Here is a 16,620-nt window from a genome sequence, read left to right as displayed (position 1 = left end):
ATCCGCTCCGGCAACCTCGGAAAGCTACATCCTGTTGCAAAAAGTGATCGGCCCTCCGCCGGGAAACGGTCATGATGCCGGAGGTTATGGTGCCCCTAAGTCTTTGGCGTCACAAAGTTCTTTGTGTTTGAAGATGGCATGCGGAACTACTTCAGCTTGGACGCGATCAGGGCGGCGAGGCGCTCGGCCACCTCGTCCTTGCCGAGATCCGGCCATTCGTCGACGCCCTTCGCGCTGATGATCTTCACCCGGTTGCGGGCGCCGCCCATGATGCCGGTCTCGGGCGAGACGTCGTTGGCGACGATCATGTCGGCGCCCTTGCGTTCGAGTTTCGCGCGGCCGTTCTTCTCGACGTCCTGGGTCTCGGCGGCAAAGCCTACCACCAGCCGCGGCCGCTTCCCGTGATGGCCGACGGTCTTCAGGATGTCCGGGTTTTCGGCAAGCTGCAAGGGTGCCGGCGCTTCGCCCGGCTGCTTCTTGATCTTCTGGCCGGCGGAACTCGAGACGCGCCAGTCGGCGACGGCGGCCACCATCACGGCGATATCGGCGGGCAGGCGGGAGACGACCGCCTCCAGCATTTCCTCAGCCCGCTCCACATGCACCGTCTTCACGCCGGCGGGATCGGGGATCGTCACCGGTCCGGAAACCAGCGTCACATCCGCCCCGAGCTTTGCGAGCGCGGCGGCGATGGCATGGCCCTGCCGGCCGGAGGATCGGTTGGCGATGTAGCGCACCGGGTCGATCGGCTCGTGCGTCGGGCCGGAGGTGACGATCGCCGTTTTGCCGGCGAGCGGCTTCGGCGCGCCGTCGAGCAGTTCGGCGATGGCTGCGACGATCTCCAGCGGCTCGGCCATGCGCCCCAGTCCCGCCTCGTTGCTTTCCGCCATCTCGCCTGCCATCGGGCCGATGAAACGGATGCCGTCGCCCTTCAGGGTTTCGACATTGCGTTTCGTTGCCGGCGCGGCCCACATCTTCGGGTTCATGGCCGGCGCGATCAGGACCGGCCGGTCGGTGGCAAGCAGCACGGCGCTGGCGAGATCGTCGGCAAGCCCATGCGCCATCTTCGCCATCAGGTCGGCGCTCGCCGGCGCGACCACCACGAGATCGTTGTCGCGGGCGAGCCTGATATGGCCGACATCCTGCTCGTCCTCGCGGGAAAAGAGGTCGAGATAGACATGGCTGGCGGAGAGCGCGCCCACGGCAAGCGGCGTGACGAACTCCTGCGCCGCGGCGGTCATGATGGGGCGCACAGCGGCGCCGCGTTCGCGAAGCCGGCGGATGAGGTCGAGGCTCTTGTAGGCCGCGATGCCGCCGGAAATGATCAGAAGGATGCGCTTGCCCGAAAGTTCCATGCCCGTATCCGCGATGAGAATGGCCGGGAAGCTAAGCCTTTGGACGCCGACTTGCAATTCCCATCCTCCGGCTGCCTCGTTCTCCCGCTTGCACGCAATTCCCTCCTGCGTTACTCCTGTTCATGGCCGGATGCGGCCAGCCGCCCGCGGGTCCTCGACCATGGTGAACGCATCTCAACCGCCTCTCATCCTTTGCCGATCCGGCCGATGATGACGAACGGATCAGCAATGCGGGTCCTGATCTTGCCGTTCGTCCGTTGAAAGGATGATGAGATGCGCGATTTCCGCGATGCGAAACTGATGGCGAAAAGCCTGCGTGAAGCGCTTGCAGAGCGTAAGGTTGACGTTACGCACAGCGAGACGCTGGAACTGGTGGCAGCCCAGTTCGGCTACGACAACTGGAACATTCTCGCTGCAAAGATCGATGCGGCGGAGCCGCGGCAAAGGAAGGCGGAAGCGGTTTCGATCCAGCCCGCGATCCCGATCTTCCGGATCTTTTCCGTCGACAAGGCGATGGAATTCTACCGCGGGTTCCTGGGCTTCAATGTCGATTGGGAGCACCGTTTCGGCGAGAATTCCCCGCTCTACTGCCAGATCTCCCGCAGCGGCATGCTGATGCACCTTTCCGAACATGCGGGCGACGCATCGCCGGGTGCCAGGGTTTTCGTGCCCATGCAGGGCATCCGCGCGTTCCATGCGGACCTGATTGGCCAAAACTATCCCTACATGCGGCCGGGGCTTGAACAGGCGGATTGGGGCCTGGAAGTGACGGTCATCGACCCCTTCAGCAACCGCATCACCTTCTGCGAGCGGGAGATCAAAGGGAGCTGATCGGCGGCATGTCGCGCAAAGGCGTGCATCGGTTTTGCGATGGCGACATGCGAAAAGGACCTAGAGCGCCGTGCCTCCGAACGGACGCACGGCGCTCTAACTTATTGAATCTACGCATCGTGCTTACCGAAAATCGATTCCGATTTTCGGGCCGATGCTGTAGACCAGCTCCATCAGGTTGAGCGCGATCGGGGAGCGCTGTGCCTTCAGCATGGCGAGCCCCAGCCGGGCGATCAGCGGCGGACCCTCGATCGGCCGATAGACGACGCCCTCGGTCGCGAGCTTCGCGATCGAGGCGGGCACGATGGAGACGCCAAGGCCCGCGGCCACGAGGTTGACGACGGAGGGGATCTGCGGCGCTTCCTGCGTCACGGTGAGCTCGAAACCGGCTTCCCGGCAGCCGCGCAGGATGTCGTCGTAGAGGCTGAGGCCCACCGTGCGCGGAAAGAGGATGAAGGGCTCGCCGGCGAGCGCCGCGAGCGGCACCTGCGCCTGACCCGCAAGCGGATGATGGGCGGAAAGCGCGATCAGCATGGGCTCGTCGGGCAGCCGTTTGAGCCGTACCTCCTTCGGGTCCTCCAGGCCGGGGCGGATGAAGGCGGCGTCGATTTCCCCGCGAACGAGCTTTTCCATCAGCCAGTTGCTGTTCATTTCGCTGAGCGCCAGCGCCACGTCCGGCCAATGGTTGCGGAAACGGCGGATCGCGCCGGTGACGAGAGGATTGAAGGCTGCGGAAGCCGTGAAGCCGAGCGCCAGCCTGCCCGTCTCGCCGCGGGCCGCGCGTTGTGCCGCGAGCCTGGCGTTGTCGGCCGCCGCCAGCGACGCCTTCGCCTCGGCAAGGAAGGCCGTCCCCGCTGCCGTCAGCTCGGCGCCGTGCGGAACCCGATGGAACAGCATGGCGCCGATCTCGGTTTCGAGATCGCGGATCTGCTGGCTGAGCGGCGGCTGGCCGATTCCGAGCCTGGCGGCGGCGCGGGTGAAATTGCCCTCTTCGGCAACGGCCAGAAAATATCGGAGATGCCGGAGCTCCATCTGTAAAACCTATCGAGATCGTCTCTTTCATATATTGGACAAATCGACGGCTGCTGGCTACCTGTTTCATAACGAAAGGCTTTTCGATCATGTCCCGCGCCGCCGATCTTCTGGCAAACATCCCCGCTTCATCCGATATTCACCAGGTCAAATCCGCATCCGGGGAGAAGGAGAAGCGGTTCCTGGTGCGCGGCACGCCGGCTTACCGCCGCGCCAGCCTGGCCTTCTTCCTCTCGGGTTTCTCGACATTCGCGCTGCTCTATTGCGTGCAGCCGCTGATGCCGATCTTCTCGGAGGATTTCGGCGTCAGCCCGGCCGCGAGCTCCCTGTCGCTTTCCCTCTCCACCGGCTTCCTGGCCTTTGCGATCTTCTGCGCCGCGCCGGTTTCGGAGCGTTTCGGCCGCCGCAGCCTGATGTTCGTCTCCCTACTCGGCGCCTCGCTCTGCACGATCGCCTGTGCGGTGATGCCGGATTGGCGCATGCTGCTCGTCATCCGGGCGCTGGAAGGTTTTCTGCTCGGCGGCGTGCCGGCCGTCGCGATGGCTTATCTGTCGGAAGAGATCGATCCGAAGGGTCTCGGCGCCTCGATGGGGCTTTATATCGCCGGCAATGCCTTCGGCGGCATGGCGGGCCGCGTCTTCACCGGCATGCTGGCGGAATATTTCTCATGGCGGCTGGCGCTTGCCGGCATCGGCGTGATGGGCATTCTCGCGGCGGTCGGCTTCCTGATCCTCCTGCCGCCGTCGCGGAACTTCATTCCCCGCAGGTCGGATATGCGCTACCACGTCGATGCCTGGCTCGGGCATCTTAAAAACCCGGCGCTCGCTCTGCTCTTCGCCATCGGCTTCCTGATGATGGGCGCCTTCGTGACGATCTATAATTACGCCGGTTTCCGGCTGGTCGCGGCGCCCTACGGTCTCAACCAGACCGAATTGGGCCTGATCTTCACGGTCTATCTCTTCGGCATCGCCGCCTCCTGGGCGGCCGGTCACCTGAGCGATCGTTTCGGCCATTTCCTGGTCATGCCGGTCGGCGTCGTCATCGCGATCATCGGCGTGGCCACGACCCTCGCGACGCCGCTCTCGGCGATCATCCTCGGCATCGTGCTCCTGACCTCCGGCTTCTTCATGGCCCATTCGGTCGCCAGCGCGCTGGTCGGCAAGCTGGCGCGCGGCACCAAGGGCCATGCCTCCTCGCTCTATCTGCTCGGCTATTATCTCGGCTCCAGCGTGGCGGGCTCGCTCGGCGGGCATTTCTGGAGCGCCGACGGCTGGTGGGCGGTCGCGGCCTTCACCGGCGTCATGCTGCTCCTTTCGCTTTTCGCTGCCCTGCAGTCGAGGCGGATCGCGAAGGAAACGCTCTAGCTCTTCTTCGCCGTCGCGACCGGCTCGGTCGTCAGCTTGAAATCGGCCATTTCCTTCGGCGTCAGGTAGTAGAGCCGGTCCGGCGGCGTTTCGAGCGCGTTGATCCACAGCCCCGCGCCGATGCCCATCTGGTCGAGATGCCGCGCGACCCGCGCGGTGGTCGCCTGCGCGGCGGCCATGGCCTGTTCCGCCGTCGGCCGCTCGCGGCTGCCGTTGAAGACCTGATGCACGCCGACCACCGCATCCTTCTCGGCTGTCCGCCCGACGCCGCCGGCAAAGACGATCGGGCAGGAAGAGGCGCAGAGCGCTTTCGAAGCCACCTTGGTGTCGAGCTTCTTCTCGCGGATCAGCTTCGACATGGCGATCGCGTCGTCCACGGAACCGCCGGGGGAGTTCAGCGCCACCGTCTTCACATATTCGCCGCGCGCCTCGATTTCCTTGGCGAAGCGTTCCGCCGCGCCCGGTTCGATCGTTCCCTCGGCCAGCAGTATCCCGCCGGAGACGAGTTCGAATTTCACCGGCTGGCGCAGCACCTCCTTCGGGCTTGCCGGCTGCACCGGCGGGGCCGCGGGAACGCCTTCGGTCAGAGCAGGCGGCAGCACCGGCTGATCCTCATGCGCCGGATCGTAAACCGGCAGGGCCGCGTTCATCGCGGTGATGTCGCGCACGTCGATGAGGAGGAACACGGCCGCGGCCGACAGCAATATGTAGAAGGCGCCGCGCATCAGCACGCCGTCGTCGAGCCGCATCAGCGCCTTGATCGGCTCATCGATCCTCATGCGACCGGTCCCTCGTGCGCGATTTCAGGTCGAGATTGGTGATGTTGTTCGGCTCCTGCGCCTCCGCCTCGGCGACCGCCTCCTCGATATCGATGCCTTTGGCCGAGACGGCGCGCTGCACCTCCAGCGCCTGGAGAAGCTCGGCTGCGGTGATCCGTTCGGCAAACGGCAGCTTCTCCTCCTGTTTGCGGATCGCGCCGTGCACGACGGCGAGGATGAAGACCATCACGCCCGGCAGGAGATCGATCGAGATGGCGCCGGCCCAGGCGGGAATGAAGTCGGAAGCGTAGCGCAGCACGGCCTCGGCGGAGGAGAGCGGCACGAAACGCCGCTCCGGCACGGCGGGGCGGGCGAGGATTTCGTCGGCCGCCTGCGACAGTACCTTCGATTGCGCCGCAACCGATGCCCGCACCGTTTCCATGACCTGGTCCTGGCGGTTGACGAGATCGGCGTTGCCGCCGTCGGCGACGGGCGCGATGAACCCGAGCGACAGGTCGTCGGCCGCGCGGCGGATCGAGGGTGCGATCGAGGTCTGGCCGAGCGAGGCGATGACGCCGGTCAGCGCCACGACTTCGGACGAGAACTGGTCGGCCCTTGGCTCGACCTGGCCCGGCGCCGAGACCAGGGTGCGCATGGTCTCCAGCCGCTTCTGCCCTTCGTTGAAGAGATTGGTCACCTGCTCGCGCGACGCGTTGATGCCGCTTTCCAGCTCCTTGAGCTGCGCCGACATCTGCGAAAGCAGCGCCACGACGCTGCCCGAACCGGTCGTGCCCGTCAGCGCGCCCGACTGCTGCTCGGAGGCGGCGAGCTGCCCGAACCGCTCCGAAGCCCGCCGGATGTCGGGCAGCAGGCTCTGGGCGGCCAGCGCGTTCTGATGCGCCTGGTCGAGATCGGTCGTGTAGTCCTCCACCGTTTCGGCGAGGTGCTGTTCGAGTGCCGCCGAGCCGGCAAGGGCCGCGGCATTCAGCCAGCTCGACATGGCGATGATCATCGCGGCGCCCAGCGCCATGACGCCCAGCATGGCGGTGCGCCCGGTATGCGTCGTTATATGCGGATAGAAACGCGCCATGTAGGACCAGAAGGCGTAGATGCCGACCGAGACCGAGGCCGAATAGATGATCGCCGCGAAGAAGACCGCGGTCGGCGATCCGTCGAGGAGCGAACGCACGCCGAGATAGGTATAGACGCCGGATGCGAGCGCCAGCACGGCGAGCGCGAAACGCGTCATGGTTTCGACGGCCGCGACGCCGTCGGATAAGCGTTGGGATGCGCCGAGCGCCATGGGCCGTCTCCGAAAGGAATGTATTCCTTAACAGAGAATGAAGAAACCGGCGGAATAAAGGCCGGTTGCGGATCGTATGAGACGATCCCCGCGGGGGCCTCAGCCGAATGCGAAAGCGAAGTAAACCAGCGAAAGCGCGATGATCCAGAGCGCCACGCGGCCGGAGCGGTTGTGCCGCGCTTCTGCCTTGCCGATGGCTTCGGCCGTTTCCGGATCGAAGCGCAGGCCGTGCTCGCTCATGCGCAGCAGCTCTTCGTGGAACTTCTCCGTCTTGACGGCGATCTCGGGCACGGCCTCGGCAAGCTTCACCGCCGCCTTCAGCCCGTCGCGCAGGTCGGAGACCACGCGCTTCGGCCCGAGATTGTCGCGGATCCAGGCGCCGACCACCGGCTCGGCGGCCTTCCACATGTTGAAGCGCGGGTTCAGCATGCGCGACACGCCTTCGACGACGACCATGGTCTTCTGCAGCAGGATGAGTTCCGGCCGCGTCTGCATCTCGAAAAGGTCGGTCACCTCGAAGAGCAGGGCGAGCAGCCGCGCCATGGAGATCGTTTCGGCCGGCTGGCCGTGGATAGGCTCGCCGATCGCCCGGATCGCCTGCGCGAAGGCGGCGACGTCGTGATGGGCGGGAACATAGCCCGCCTCGAAATGCACTTCGGCGACGCGCATGTAATCGCGGGTGATGAAGCCGTAGAGGATTTCGGCGAGGAAGCGCCGCTCCTTTTTGCCCAGTCTCCCGACGATGCCCATGTCGACCGCGACGATCGTGCCGGCGGCATCGACGAAGAGATTGCCGGGATGCATGTCGGCGTGGAAGAAGCCGTCCCGCAGCGTATGGCGCAGGAAGGACTGGATCAGCACCTCCGCGAGCCTTTCGAGGTCGTGCCCGGCGGCCTGCAGGGCGGCCAGGTCCGACATCTTGATGCCGTCGATCCACTCCATGGTGAGGACGTCGCGGCCGGTACGCTCCCAGTCCACCTGCGGCACCCGGAAGCCCGGATCGTCCTTCGTGTTCTCGGCGATTTCGGAAAGCCCGGCCGCTTCGAGCCTGAGGTCCATCTCCACCTTGGTGGTCTGTTCGAGCGTCCGCGTCACCTCGACCGGCTTCAGGCGCCGGCTGGAGGGGACGAAGCGCTCCTGCATGCGCGAAAGCAGGTACATGCTCTCGATGTCATGGGCGAAGCGCTGGCGCACGCCCGGGCGCACCACCTTCACGGCCACCTGCCTGTCGCCGATCATGCAGGGGTGCACCTGCGCGATCGAGGCGGCGGCGATCGGTTCGCCGAAGGAGGAATAGAGATCGGCGATCGGCCGCCCGAGCGAGCCTTCCACGGCGGCCTTGGCGGCTTCGGTCGGGAAATAGGCCATCCGGTCCTGCAGGAGCGCTAGATCGACCGCCCAGTCGACGCCGACCACGTCCGGGCGCGTCGCGAGGAACTGGCCGATCTTCACATAGGACGGGCCGAGCCGGTCGACCGCGCGCGTCAGCCTTTCGCTCCGTGCCTGTTTCAGCGAGCGCTTGCGCGCAAGCGGCTCGATCAGCGATTTCATGAGGCCGACGGAAGGCGGCAGGCCCTGGGAGGGCAGGGCGGAGACCACGCCCTCGCGCACAAGGACCCAGCCCACGCGGGCAAGCCGGAAATAGGCGCCGATCGTGCTCATGCGCAGGCACCTCTCCCTTCTCCCCAGCGGGGGTCCGAAGGACGGGTCGAGACGAGTGGCTCGACCCCGGGCAAGGTGGTCCGCCTTTCGATAGATTCGGGAGACCGGATGAGGGGGGCGGAGCCATCCGAAGCGCGAAGAGTGTGCCGCATGTACACCCCCTCGTCGCCTCGCTGCGCTCGGCACTTCTCCCCGCCGGGGAGAAGAGGGCACATGCCTGAACGTACGAGCAAAACCATCCCTTACAGCTTCCAGCCGGAATGCAGCGCCGCGATGCCGCCGGTGTAATTGGTATAGGTCACGCGCGAGAAGCCGGCATTGCGGATCATCGTCGCGAAATTCTCCTGGTTCGGGAACTTGCGGATGGATTCCACGAGATATTGATAGGGCTCGGCGTCGCCGGTGATGAGCTTGCCGAAACGCGGAATAGCCTTGAACGACCATTCGTCGTAGAACCGTTCCAGCAGCGGCATCTCCACCTCGGAGAATTCCAGTATCAGCAGCCGTCCGCCGCGCCTGAGCACGCGATAGGCTTCCGAGAGCGCCACGTCGATATGCGGCACGTTGCGGATGCCGAAGGCGATCGTATAGGCGTCGAAGGAATTGGCTTCGAAGGGCAGGGTTTCGGCATTGGCTTCGACGAAATCGAGGTTTTCCGAAAGCCGCCTCTTCACCGCCCGCTCGGCGCCGACCGAAAGCATCGAGCCGTTGATGTCGAGCACGGTTACATGCGCCTTGCGGTCGGAGGCCTCGACGATGCGGAAGGCGACATCGCCCGTGCCGCCCGCCACATCCAGGGTTTTGTAGCCGGCATCCCTGCGCGGATTGAGAGCGGCCACCATCGCATCCTTCCAGACCCGGTGCATGCCGGCCGACATCACGTCGTTCATGACGTCGTAGCGCTTGGCGACCTTGTGGAAGACGTCGTTGACGAGGCCCTGTTTCTCGCCGTCCGCCACCTTGCGGAAGCCATAGGATGTCTCCATGCCGCCGTCGGCGCTGGTACGGGCTTCGGTCATCGGTGAACTCCTTAACGTCTATTCCGGCCGACCATAGCGAAATCGGTCGGGCCTCGCTATCTGTGGCTCACTCATTATGGATACCAATATGAATGACGGCGCATCCGGTCCGGTCTATAGAGCAGGAACGGTGCGGTTGGAACAGGAAGTTAGGAACAGATGCCCGAATTGCCAGAGGTTGAAACCGTCCGGCGCGGCCTTGCCCCGGCGATGGAAGGCGCCGTCATTGCGAAGCTCGAGCTGAACCGTCCGGATCTGCGCTTTCCCCTGCCGGAGAACTTTGCCGAGGCGGTTCGGGAGCGGCGAATTGTCTCGCTCGGCCGCCGCGCCAAATACCTGCTGATCGATCTGGAGGACGATCTGACCGTCATCAGCCATCTCGGCATGTCCGGATCGTTCAGGATCGAGGACGAGATGCCCGGCGCGTTCCATCATCCGCGCTCGAAGGACGGCAGGCACGACCATGTCGTCTTCCATCTGGCGCGCGAGAAAGGACCGCTCAAGGTCATCTACAACGATCCGCGCCGCTTCGGCTTCATGCATCTGTGGAAGCGCAGCGAACTCGATCTTTATCCCGCTTTCGCCGAGCTCGGGCCGGAGCCGACGGGCAATGCGCTCGACGCCGGTTATCTAGCCGGGCGGTTTTCGGGCAAGAACCAGCCGCTCAAGGGGGCTCTTCTCGACCAGACGGTCGTGGCGGGCCTCGGCAATATATATGTGTGCGAGGCGCTGTGGCGGTCGCATCTTTCGCCGAAACGGGCGGCCGGCAGCATCGTGACGAAGACCGGAAAGCCGAAGAAGGAGCTTGCGCTTCTCAACGATGCGATCCGCGACGTCATCGCCGATGCGATCGCCGCCGGCGGCTCGTCGCTGCGTGATCATATCCGGACGGATGGCTCGCTCGGTTATTTCCAGCATTCCTTCTCCGTCTACGATCGAGAGGGAGAGGCTTGCCGTACGCCGGGCTGCGGCGGTACGGTCGCCCGCATCACCCAGGCGGGCCGTTCCACGTTCTATTGCCCCACCTGCCAGAAATAAGGCCTGCCAGAATAATAAGGCCCGCCAGAATAAAAGGAGACGCCGGATGAGCTACGAGACCCTGCTGACCGAGATGCGCGGCCCGGTGGCGCTCGTCACGCTGAACCGCCCGAAGGCGCTGAACGCCCTGAATTCGACCGTCATGGCCGAACTGAAGGACGTGCTGGCCGCCTTCGGCAAGGATGACGGCGTCGGCGCGATCGTCCTGACGGGCTCGGAGAAGGCCTTTGCCGCCGGCGCCGATATCAAGGAGATGCAGGGCATCGATTTCGTCGACGCCTATGTCGGCGACTTCATCTCCGGCTGGGAAGCGATCGCTGCGACCCGCAAACCGATGATCGCCGCCGTCTCCGGCTTCGCGCTCGGCGGCGGCTGCGAGCTTGCCATGATGTGCGACTTCATCATCGCCTCGGAGACCGCGAAATTCGGCCAGCCGGAAATCACGCTCGGTGTCATCCCCGGCATGGGCGGTTCGCAGCGCCTGACGCGCGCCGTCGGCAAGGCGAAGGCCATGGACCTGGTGCTGACCGGCCGGATGATGGATGCCGCGGAAGCGGAAAGGGCAGGGCTGGTGGCCCGGATCGTCGAGCCCGGACGGCTGATCGAAGAGGCGGTCGGGGCGGCGGAGAAGATCGCCTCCTTCCCGCGCGCGGCGGTCCTGATGGCGAAGGAGGCGGTCAACCGTTCCTTCGAGACGACGCTTGGCGAAGGCCTGCGTTTCGAGCGGCGGCTTTTCCATTCGCTGTTTGCCACGGCCGACCAGAAGGAAGGCATGGCGGCCTTCATGGAAAAGCGCAAGCCGCAGTTCTCCAACCGCTGAACGGCGGCCGCCTTCGATCAAATTGCGCGTTGCCGAAGCCTGCGCCGGCAAAATCTGCGTTGACGGGGGCGGCCATTCCGGTTATATGCCCGCCCACAGTTGGGAAAGCCTGATCACGGCTTCCTCTATTGCTCCCGAATTGCTGGATGAAGGGTCGCAGGACCGGCGCGGCAGTGGCGGAGTTTGGTTCGAATTCGTAGAGAGGCATAAATGGCCAATACAACTTCGGCGAAAAAGGCGACCCGCAAGATCGCTCGCCGTACCGCAGTCAACAAGGCTCGCCGTTCGCGCGTCCGTGGCTTCATCCGCAAGGTCGAGGAAGCCATCGCATCCGGCGATCTCGCTGTTGCTGCCGAAGCGCTCAAGGCTGCCCAGCCGGAGATCCAGCGCGCAGCCTCCAAGGGTGTGCTGCACAGCAACACGGCATCCCGGAAGGTCTCCCGTCTTGCGGCGCGTGTGAAGGCCCTCTCGGCCTGATCGATCTTTAAAATTGTATCATGACGAAGCCTGGTCTGATTGACCGGGCTTTTTGTGATTCTCTCAGGTTTCCATATGCTTATCCGGCTCATTAACATTTTCGTGTCAGGGCCGTGACATAAAATATCACATAAAATCAAAGGCTTGTGAGAGGTGCATGAGTCTTCGTGTGACTTTTTGAGGGCCGGAGATCTGCCCGGATGAGTCAAGAAGATTTTTATTTTTTCTGTGAACAATGGCCGGGAATGTATGTCATTTTTGAATCCCATTGATTCAACAGCGATTCTCCATGAATGCCTCTGTGACATTCAAATCACGCTTCCCGAGTCAACGCCCGCCTCTTAATTTTGCGTAAAATTCATCATTGATCTTGGCATTTGATCCTGCCTAAATGGGTTCCAGCAAAGGGCGCGGGGATTACTTCAGAGGCTGCCGGCAACCGTCGATTTACGACGGCGCGTAGACTTTTTGCCCCTTGCTACGGGAGACCTTTTCCCGTTTTCCAGATTTACCATCGGTTGCAGCCGGAAAAGAGGTATTTTCCGGAGAGGGTCGATTTTTGTCAACTTGAACCCGGTCCTGGTGCCGGATGAAGGAGGAAAGAGGTTCGGGCGGCTCATGATGAGGATGAGGCGTTCGTTTGCGCGGGGTGGCTTCCGCGAGCTTGGCCGCATGCGAAGCGGACCGGGCAATGCTTTCGATCGGCTGCGAGGCGGGAGAAAGTTTTGAAAAAGGGGACGGGCGGCGACGGTTCTCAATGAGTGGGAATGGTTTGCGTTGCCTTGAAACGAGGTTTGTTCTGGCGGCAAAACAAAGTCCGCCGGGCTATTATTTGGAAGGCGGCGAATAATGCAGATGAATACCGTATCGGCCCGTGCAGGTAATGGGGACCACGCACGGAAGGCACTCGATTCAATTTGCCCCCAGGCGGCAGGGGAAACATCCGAAATGAAGCATGATGCTCTTTTTGAGCGGTTCAGCACACGTTTGAAAGCACAGGTCGGTCAGGACGTTTATGCAAGCTGGTTCGGGCGTTTGAAGCTGCATTCGATTTCGAAGAGCGTGGTCAGGCTCACGGTGCCGACGACCTTTCTGAAATCCTGGATCAACAACCGGTATCTCGATCTGATCACGTCCATCTTCCAGGCAGAGGATTCCGAGATTCTCAAGGTGGAAATCCTGGTGCGCAGCGCAAGCCGCAGCACCCGCGCTCCCGCCGCGGGCGAGGAGCGTGCTCTTTCACCGGAACCGGCGCCGGCCCAGTCCTTCCAGCGTCCGCAGGCGCCGCGCGAGATCGGCAAGATAGCCGCCTTCTCGCCGCCGGCCGCCGCCTCGGCCCGTCCCTCCCAGGCTCCGGGTCCGCTCTTCGGCTCGCCGCTCGACAGCCGCTTCACCTTCGACACCTTCGTCGAAGGCCCGTCGAACCGGGTCGCGCTCGCCGCCGCCAGGACGATCGCCGAAGCCGGCGCGGGCGCCGTGCGCTTCAATCCGCTCTTCATTCATTCCGGCGTCGGCCTCGGCAAGACGCACCTCCTCCAGGCGATCGCCAATGCCGCCGTCGGCAGCGAGCGCATGCCGCGGGTGGTCTATCTGACGGCGGAATATTTCATGTGGCGCTTCGCGACCGCGATCCGCGACAATGACGCGCTGACGCTGAAGGACTCGCTGCGCAACATCGATCTCCTGATCATCGACGACATGCAGTTCCTGCAGGGCAAGATGATCCAGAACGAGTTCTGCCATCTCCTGAACATGCTGCTCGACAGCGCCAAGCAGGTCGTGGTCGCCGCCGACCGCGCTCCCTGGGAGCTGGAATCGCTCGATCCGCGCGTCCGGTCCCGTCTTCAGGGCGGTGTCGCGATCGAGGTCGAGACGCCGGATTACGAGATGCGTCTGGCGATGCTGAAGGGGCGGCTGGCGATTGCCCGCCAGGACGATCCGTCTCTCGACATCCCGGTGGAAATCCTCTCCCATGTGGCGCGCAACGTGGCGAGCAGCGGCCGTGAACTGGAAGGTGCGTTCAACCAGCTCCTTTTCCGCCGCTCCTTCGAGCCGTCGCTGTCGATCGAGCGGGTGGACGAACTGCTCGCCCATCTGGTCGGCGCCGGCGAAGCCAAGCGCGTCCGCATCGAGGACATCCAGCGCATCGTCGCGCGGCACTACAATGTCTCGCGCCAGGAACTGGTCTCGAACCGGCGCACCCGCGTCATCGTCAAGCCGCGCCAGGTCGCCATGTATCTGTCGAAGACCATGACGCCGCGCTCCTTTCCGGAAATCGGCCGCCGTTTCGGTGGTCGCGATCATACGACCGTGCTGCATGCGGTCCGCAAGATCGAGGAGCTGATCTCGGGAGACACCAAGCTCAGCCACGAGATCGAGCTTCTGAAGCGGCTGATCAACGAGAACAACGCGTAAGGGCAGGTCAGGCGACATTGCGGAGCGTCTTGCGTCCGCAGTCGCGTGAAGGCGAAAAACAGAAGTGACATTCCTTCTCTCCGTCGCAACGATCTGGGCCGTGGCGTGCATTACGCCGGGGCCCAACACGCTGCTGGTCATGCGCTATGCGCTGACCGCGCCACGGCGGGTCGCGATCGTTGCGGCCTGCGGCACCATCACGGGCACGTGTCTCTGGGGCCTCGCCGGCTGGCTGGGGATCAACGTCCTTTTCCAGGCCGCACCCTTCGCCTATCTGGCGCTGAAGATCGTCGGCGGACTTTATCTGGTCTGGCTGGGCTGCAGGATCTTTCTGGACGTGCGCAAATCCCGGCAGGCCGCCGATCTGGGCACGCAGAAGGCCGACGTGCCGCTCCCGACCGCCTACCGCATGGGGCTCGCCACCAATCTCGCCAATCCCAAGTCGGCGCTTTTCGTCGCGAGCCTTTTTGCCGCGACCATGCCGGCCGGCACGCCCTTCCTCTATGGGCTCGTGGCGGTCGCCGTGATGATCACTGTTTCGACGGTCTACTATACCTGCCTGATCGGCCTCATTACCCACCGGAGGGTCGCGGCGGCCTATCTGAAGGCCAAGAGGAAGATCGATCTCGGCGTCGGCCTGGTTTTCGTCGGTTTCGGCACGAGGCTCTTGCTGTCGCCGCGATAGGGGGCGTTCAGCACGCCAGATCGGCGACAACCGCATCCAGGATCAGCATGCCCGACGGCGTGCAGCGCAGCCGCGAATTGCCGAGCCGCTCGATGAAGCCGTGCTCCAGGAGACGTTCCTCGCGGATCGGGTCGGGGTCGCGGCCGGAAAGCTGCTGCCAGCGCGCCAGGTCGACGCCTTCCCTGAGCCTGAGGCCCATGAGCAGCAGTTCGTCCGCCTGTTCCTCGAAGCCGAGGATTTCCTCGTCCAGCAAGCCGTGGCCGACGCGTTCCACCTGTTCGAGCCAGGTTTCCGGCCGCCGCTCCGTGGAGGTTGCGATCTTGTTGCGGCCGCGGGTCAACCGGCCATGCGCGCCGGGACCGATGCCGGCATAATCGCCGTAACGCCAGTAGGTCAGGTTGTGCCGGCTTTCGGCGCCGGGCTGCGCATGGTTGGAAACCTCGTAGGCCGGCATGCCGTGCCGCGCGGTAATCTCCTGCGTCGCCTCGTAGAGCGCTGCCGACTGGTCGCCGTCCGGCACGATCAGCTTGCCCGCCTTGGCGAGCCCGAAAAAGGGCGTCCCCTCCTCGATCGTCAGCTGGTAGAGCGACAGGTGGTCCACCGCGTAGGAAATGGCTTCCTGCAGCTCCCTTTCCCAGGCCTCCACCGTCTGGTTCGGCCGGGCGTAGATGAGGTCGAACGACATGCGCGGAAAGATGTCGCGCGCCAGCCGGATCGCCTTCAAGGCGTCGGCGACGTCATGCAGCCGTCCGAGGAATTTCAGGTCCTGGTCGTTCAGCGCCTGCACGCCGAGCGAGACGCGGTTGACGCCGGCGTTCCGGTAGCCGCGGAAACGCGTGGCCTCCACGCTGGAGGGATTGGCCTCCATGGTGATCTCGATGCCGTTAGGCACATGCCAGTGCTTCGCGATGCCGTCGAGGATCGCCGAGACCGTCGCCGGATCCATCAGCGACGGGGTGCCGCCGCCGAGAAAAATGCTGGTGACGGTCTTCGGCCCGCTCATCTTCCGCATCGTTTCCATTTCTCTGAGGAAGGCAGCGGTAAAACGGGGCTGGTCCACCGGCTGGTGGCGCACATGGCTGTTGAAGTCGCAATAGGGGCATTTGGCCGCGCAGAACGGCCAATGCACGTAAACCCCAAATCCGGGCTCCCCGGTATCGGGCAGGAGCGTATCGGGCAGAAGGGGGCTAGTGGCGTTCAAAGGAACTCAGGCCTCCAGGCAGGTTTCGACGAAGCGCTTGAAGGCGCGCGCCCGGTGGGAGAGCGCCTGCGGCTTGCCGATGTTCCAGCCATGCTTTTCTTCGGAACTCATTTCGCCAAAGGTAGTCTCGTAGCCGTCCGGCTGAAAGACGGGATCGTAGCCGAACCCCTGCGTCCCGCGCGGCGGCCACACGACGGTGCCTTCCACCTCGCCGCGGAAGAATTCGGTATGCCCGTCCGGCCAGGCGAGGCAGAGCACGCTGACGAAGCGGCTGGTGCGCTGCTCGGGTGCCGTGGCCCCTTTTTCCTGAAGCGCCTTTTCGACCTTCTCCATCGCCATGTAGAAGTCGCGCGTGCCGTCCTCGCGTTCGGCCCAGTCGGCGGTATAGACCCCCGGCGCGCCGTCGAGCGCATCGATCACGAGGCCGGAATCGTCGGACAGCGCCGGCAGGCCGGAAGCCCTGGCCGAGGCGAGCGCCTTGATCGCGGCATTTTCCTCGAAGGTCGTGCCGGTCTCGTCCGGCTCCTCGAACTTCAGCTCGGCGGCCGATTTCGCCGAAAAGCCGAGCGGCCCGATCAGTTCTGCGATCTCGCGGATTTTTCCGGCATTGTGGCTGGCGACGACGATGGTCTTGGTATCGAGCTTGCGCATAAAATTCCTATT

General features: G+C 64.0%; 15 protein-coding genes. 7 read left to right on the top strand and 8 right to left on the bottom strand.

Annotated elements, in window-relative coordinates; translation table 11 throughout:
• Nucleotides 1–146: 146 nt before the first annotated feature.
• Complete coding sequence (gene coaBC / locus QTA58_RS06350; protein ID WP_289672126.1) at nucleotides 147–1,352, bottom strand: bifunctional phosphopantothenoylcysteine decarboxylase/phosphopantothenate--cysteine ligase CoaBC; 1,206 nt, start codon at nucleotides 1,350–1,352, stop codon at nucleotides 147–149.
• 273 nt (nucleotides 1,353–1,625) lie between these two features.
• On the opposite strand from coaBC, the gene QTA58_RS06345 reads away from it, so the two are divergent.
• Nucleotides 1,626–2,183, top strand: a complete 558-nt coding sequence (locus QTA58_RS06345) for a glyoxalase superfamily protein (protein WP_289672125.1) — start codon at nucleotides 1,626–1,628, stop codon at nucleotides 2,181–2,183.
• Nucleotides 2,184–2,306: 123 nt separating this feature from the next.
• Here the strand turns inward: QTA58_RS06345 and QTA58_RS06340 are convergent, their stop codons facing one another.
• Nucleotides 2,307–3,215, bottom strand: a complete 909-nt coding sequence (locus QTA58_RS06340; RefSeq protein ID WP_289672124.1) for a LysR family transcriptional regulator — start codon at nucleotides 3,213–3,215, stop codon at nucleotides 2,307–2,309.
• Between the two features lie 89 nt (nucleotides 3,216–3,304).
• On the opposite strand from QTA58_RS06340, the gene QTA58_RS06335 reads away from it, so the two are divergent.
• Nucleotides 3,305–4,579, top strand: coding sequence for an MFS transporter (locus QTA58_RS06335; protein WP_289672123.1), 1,275 nt, complete (start codon nucleotides 3,305–3,307; stop codon nucleotides 4,577–4,579).
• Here the strand turns inward: QTA58_RS06335 and QTA58_RS06330 are convergent.
• The 4 genes from QTA58_RS06330 to ubiE all read right to left on the bottom strand — a co-directional run bounded on the left by QTA58_RS06330 (nucleotide 4,576) and on the right by ubiE (nucleotide 9,321).
• Entirely contained in the window at nucleotides 4,576–5,358 is a 783-nt protein-coding gene (locus QTA58_RS06330; protein WP_289672122.1) for a hypothetical protein, read from the bottom strand. The genes QTA58_RS06335 and QTA58_RS06330 overlap by 4 nt on opposite strands.
• The gene (locus tag QTA58_RS06325; protein ID WP_289672121.1) at nucleotides 5,345–6,640 is read right to left on the bottom strand and encodes a hypothetical protein; all 1,296 of its coding nucleotides are present in this window, start codon (nucleotides 6,638–6,640) and stop codon (nucleotides 5,345–5,347) included. Before QTA58_RS06325 ends, QTA58_RS06330 begins: the two co-directional genes overlap by 14 nt.
• 99 nt (nucleotides 6,641–6,739) lie before the next feature.
• A complete protein-coding gene (gene ubiB / locus QTA58_RS06320) occupies nucleotides 6,740–8,302 on the bottom strand; it encodes a 2-polyprenylphenol 6-hydroxylase (protein WP_085422097.1) in 1,563 nt (520 codons plus the stop codon).
• A gap of 242 nt (nucleotides 8,303–8,544) precedes the next feature.
• Nucleotides 8,545–9,321, bottom strand: a complete 777-nt coding sequence (gene ubiE, locus QTA58_RS06315) for a bifunctional demethylmenaquinone methyltransferase/2-methoxy-6-polyprenyl-1,4-benzoquinol methylase UbiE (RefSeq protein WP_289672120.1) — start codon at nucleotides 9,319–9,321, stop codon at nucleotides 8,545–8,547.
• A gap of 159 nt (nucleotides 9,322–9,480) precedes the next feature.
• Here ubiE and mutM point away from each other — a divergent pair, with 159 nt between their 5' ends.
• From mutM to QTA58_RS06290, 5 genes are all read left to right on the top strand, one after another.
• A complete protein-coding gene (gene mutM, locus QTA58_RS06310; RefSeq protein ID WP_289672119.1) occupies nucleotides 9,481–10,359 on the top strand; it encodes a bifunctional DNA-formamidopyrimidine glycosylase/DNA-(apurinic or apyrimidinic site) lyase in 879 nt (292 codons plus the stop codon).
• Nucleotides 10,360–10,405: 46 nt separating this feature from the next.
• Nucleotides 10,406–11,179: an enoyl-CoA hydratase gene (locus tag QTA58_RS06305; protein ID WP_085422100.1), complete on the top strand. Its 774-nt coding sequence runs from the start codon at nucleotides 10,406–10,408 to the stop codon at nucleotides 11,177–11,179.
• A gap of 210 nt (nucleotides 11,180–11,389) precedes the next feature.
• Nucleotides 11,390–11,656 (top strand): 30S ribosomal protein S20, encoded by a 267-nt coding sequence (gene rpsT, locus QTA58_RS06300; RefSeq protein WP_085422101.1) that lies wholly within the window; start codon nucleotides 11,390–11,392, stop codon nucleotides 11,654–11,656.
• 849 nt (nucleotides 11,657–12,505) lie between these two features.
• Nucleotides 12,506–14,071 (top strand): chromosomal replication initiator protein DnaA, encoded by a 1,566-nt coding sequence (dnaA, locus tag QTA58_RS06295; protein ID WP_289672118.1) that lies wholly within the window; start codon nucleotides 12,506–12,508, stop codon nucleotides 14,069–14,071.
• Between the two features lie 64 nt (nucleotides 14,072–14,135).
• The gene (locus tag QTA58_RS06290; RefSeq protein WP_085422103.1) at nucleotides 14,136–14,756 is read left to right on the top strand and encodes a LysE family transporter; all 621 of its coding nucleotides are present in this window, start codon (nucleotides 14,136–14,138) and stop codon (nucleotides 14,754–14,756) included.
• A 7-nt stretch (nucleotides 14,757–14,763) separates the two neighbouring features.
• On the opposite strand, the gene hemW is transcribed toward QTA58_RS06290, so the two are convergent.
• A complete protein-coding gene (gene hemW, locus QTA58_RS06285) occupies nucleotides 14,764–15,957 on the bottom strand; it encodes a radical SAM family heme chaperone HemW (protein WP_289672117.1) in 1,194 nt (397 codons plus the stop codon).
• Nucleotides 15,958–15,963: 6 nt separating this feature from the next.
• Nucleotides 15,964–16,608 (bottom strand): RdgB/HAM1 family non-canonical purine NTP pyrophosphatase, encoded by a 645-nt coding sequence (gene rdgB, locus QTA58_RS06280; RefSeq protein WP_289672116.1) that lies wholly within the window; start codon nucleotides 16,606–16,608, stop codon nucleotides 15,964–15,966.
• Nucleotides 16,609–16,620: the final 12 nt, after the last annotated feature.

Source organism: Neorhizobium sp. CSC1952, assembly GCF_030378245.1.
Taxonomy (GTDB): Bacteria; Pseudomonadota; Alphaproteobacteria; order Rhizobiales; family Rhizobiaceae; genus Neorhizobium; species Neorhizobium oryzae_A.
This window is presented reverse-complemented; position numbering and strand designations above follow the sequence as displayed.

What these genes read in the sequence shown, in the direction of transcription:
- coaBC (WP_289672126.1), bottom strand. Translation starts at nt 1,352, where the DNA reads ATGGAACTTTCGGGCAAGCGCATCCTTCTGATCATTTCCGGCGGCATC.
- QTA58_RS06345 (WP_289672125.1), top strand. Translation starts at nt 1,626, where the DNA reads ATGCGCGATTTCCGCGATGCGAAACTGATGGCGAAAAGCCTGCGTGAA.
- QTA58_RS06340 (WP_289672124.1), bottom strand. Translation starts at nt 3,215, where the DNA reads ATGGAGCTCCGGCATCTCCGATATTTTCTGGCCGTTGCCGAAGAGGGC.
- QTA58_RS06335 (WP_289672123.1), top strand. Translation starts at nt 3,305, where the DNA reads ATGTCCCGCGCCGCCGATCTTCTGGCAAACATCCCCGCTTCATCCGAT.
- QTA58_RS06330 (WP_289672122.1), bottom strand. Translation starts at nt 5,358, where the DNA reads ATGAGGATCGATGAGCCGATCAAGGCGCTGATGCGGCTCGACGACGGC.
- QTA58_RS06325 (WP_289672121.1), bottom strand. Translation starts at nt 6,640, where the DNA reads ATGGCGCTCGGCGCATCCCAACGCTTATCCGACGGCGTCGCGGCCGTC.
- ubiB (WP_085422097.1), bottom strand. Translation starts at nt 8,302, where the DNA reads ATGAGCACGATCGGCGCCTATTTCCGGCTTGCCCGCGTGGGCTGGGTC.
- ubiE (WP_289672120.1), bottom strand. Translation starts at nt 9,321, where the DNA reads ATGACCGAAGCCCGTACCAGCGCCGACGGCGGCATGGAGACATCCTAT.
- mutM (WP_289672119.1), top strand. Translation starts at nt 9,481, where the DNA reads ATGCCCGAATTGCCAGAGGTTGAAACCGTCCGGCGCGGCCTTGCCCCG.
- QTA58_RS06305 (WP_085422100.1), top strand. Translation starts at nt 10,406, where the DNA reads ATGAGCTACGAGACCCTGCTGACCGAGATGCGCGGCCCGGTGGCGCTC.
- rpsT (WP_085422101.1), top strand. Translation starts at nt 11,390, where the DNA reads ATGGCCAATACAACTTCGGCGAAAAAGGCGACCCGCAAGATCGCTCGC.
- dnaA (WP_289672118.1), top strand. Translation starts at nt 12,506, where the DNA reads ATGCAGATGAATACCGTATCGGCCCGTGCAGGTAATGGGGACCACGCA.
- rdgB (WP_289672116.1), bottom strand. Translation starts at nt 16,608, where the DNA reads ATGCGCAAGCTCGATACCAAGACCATCGTCGTCGCCAGCCACAATGCC.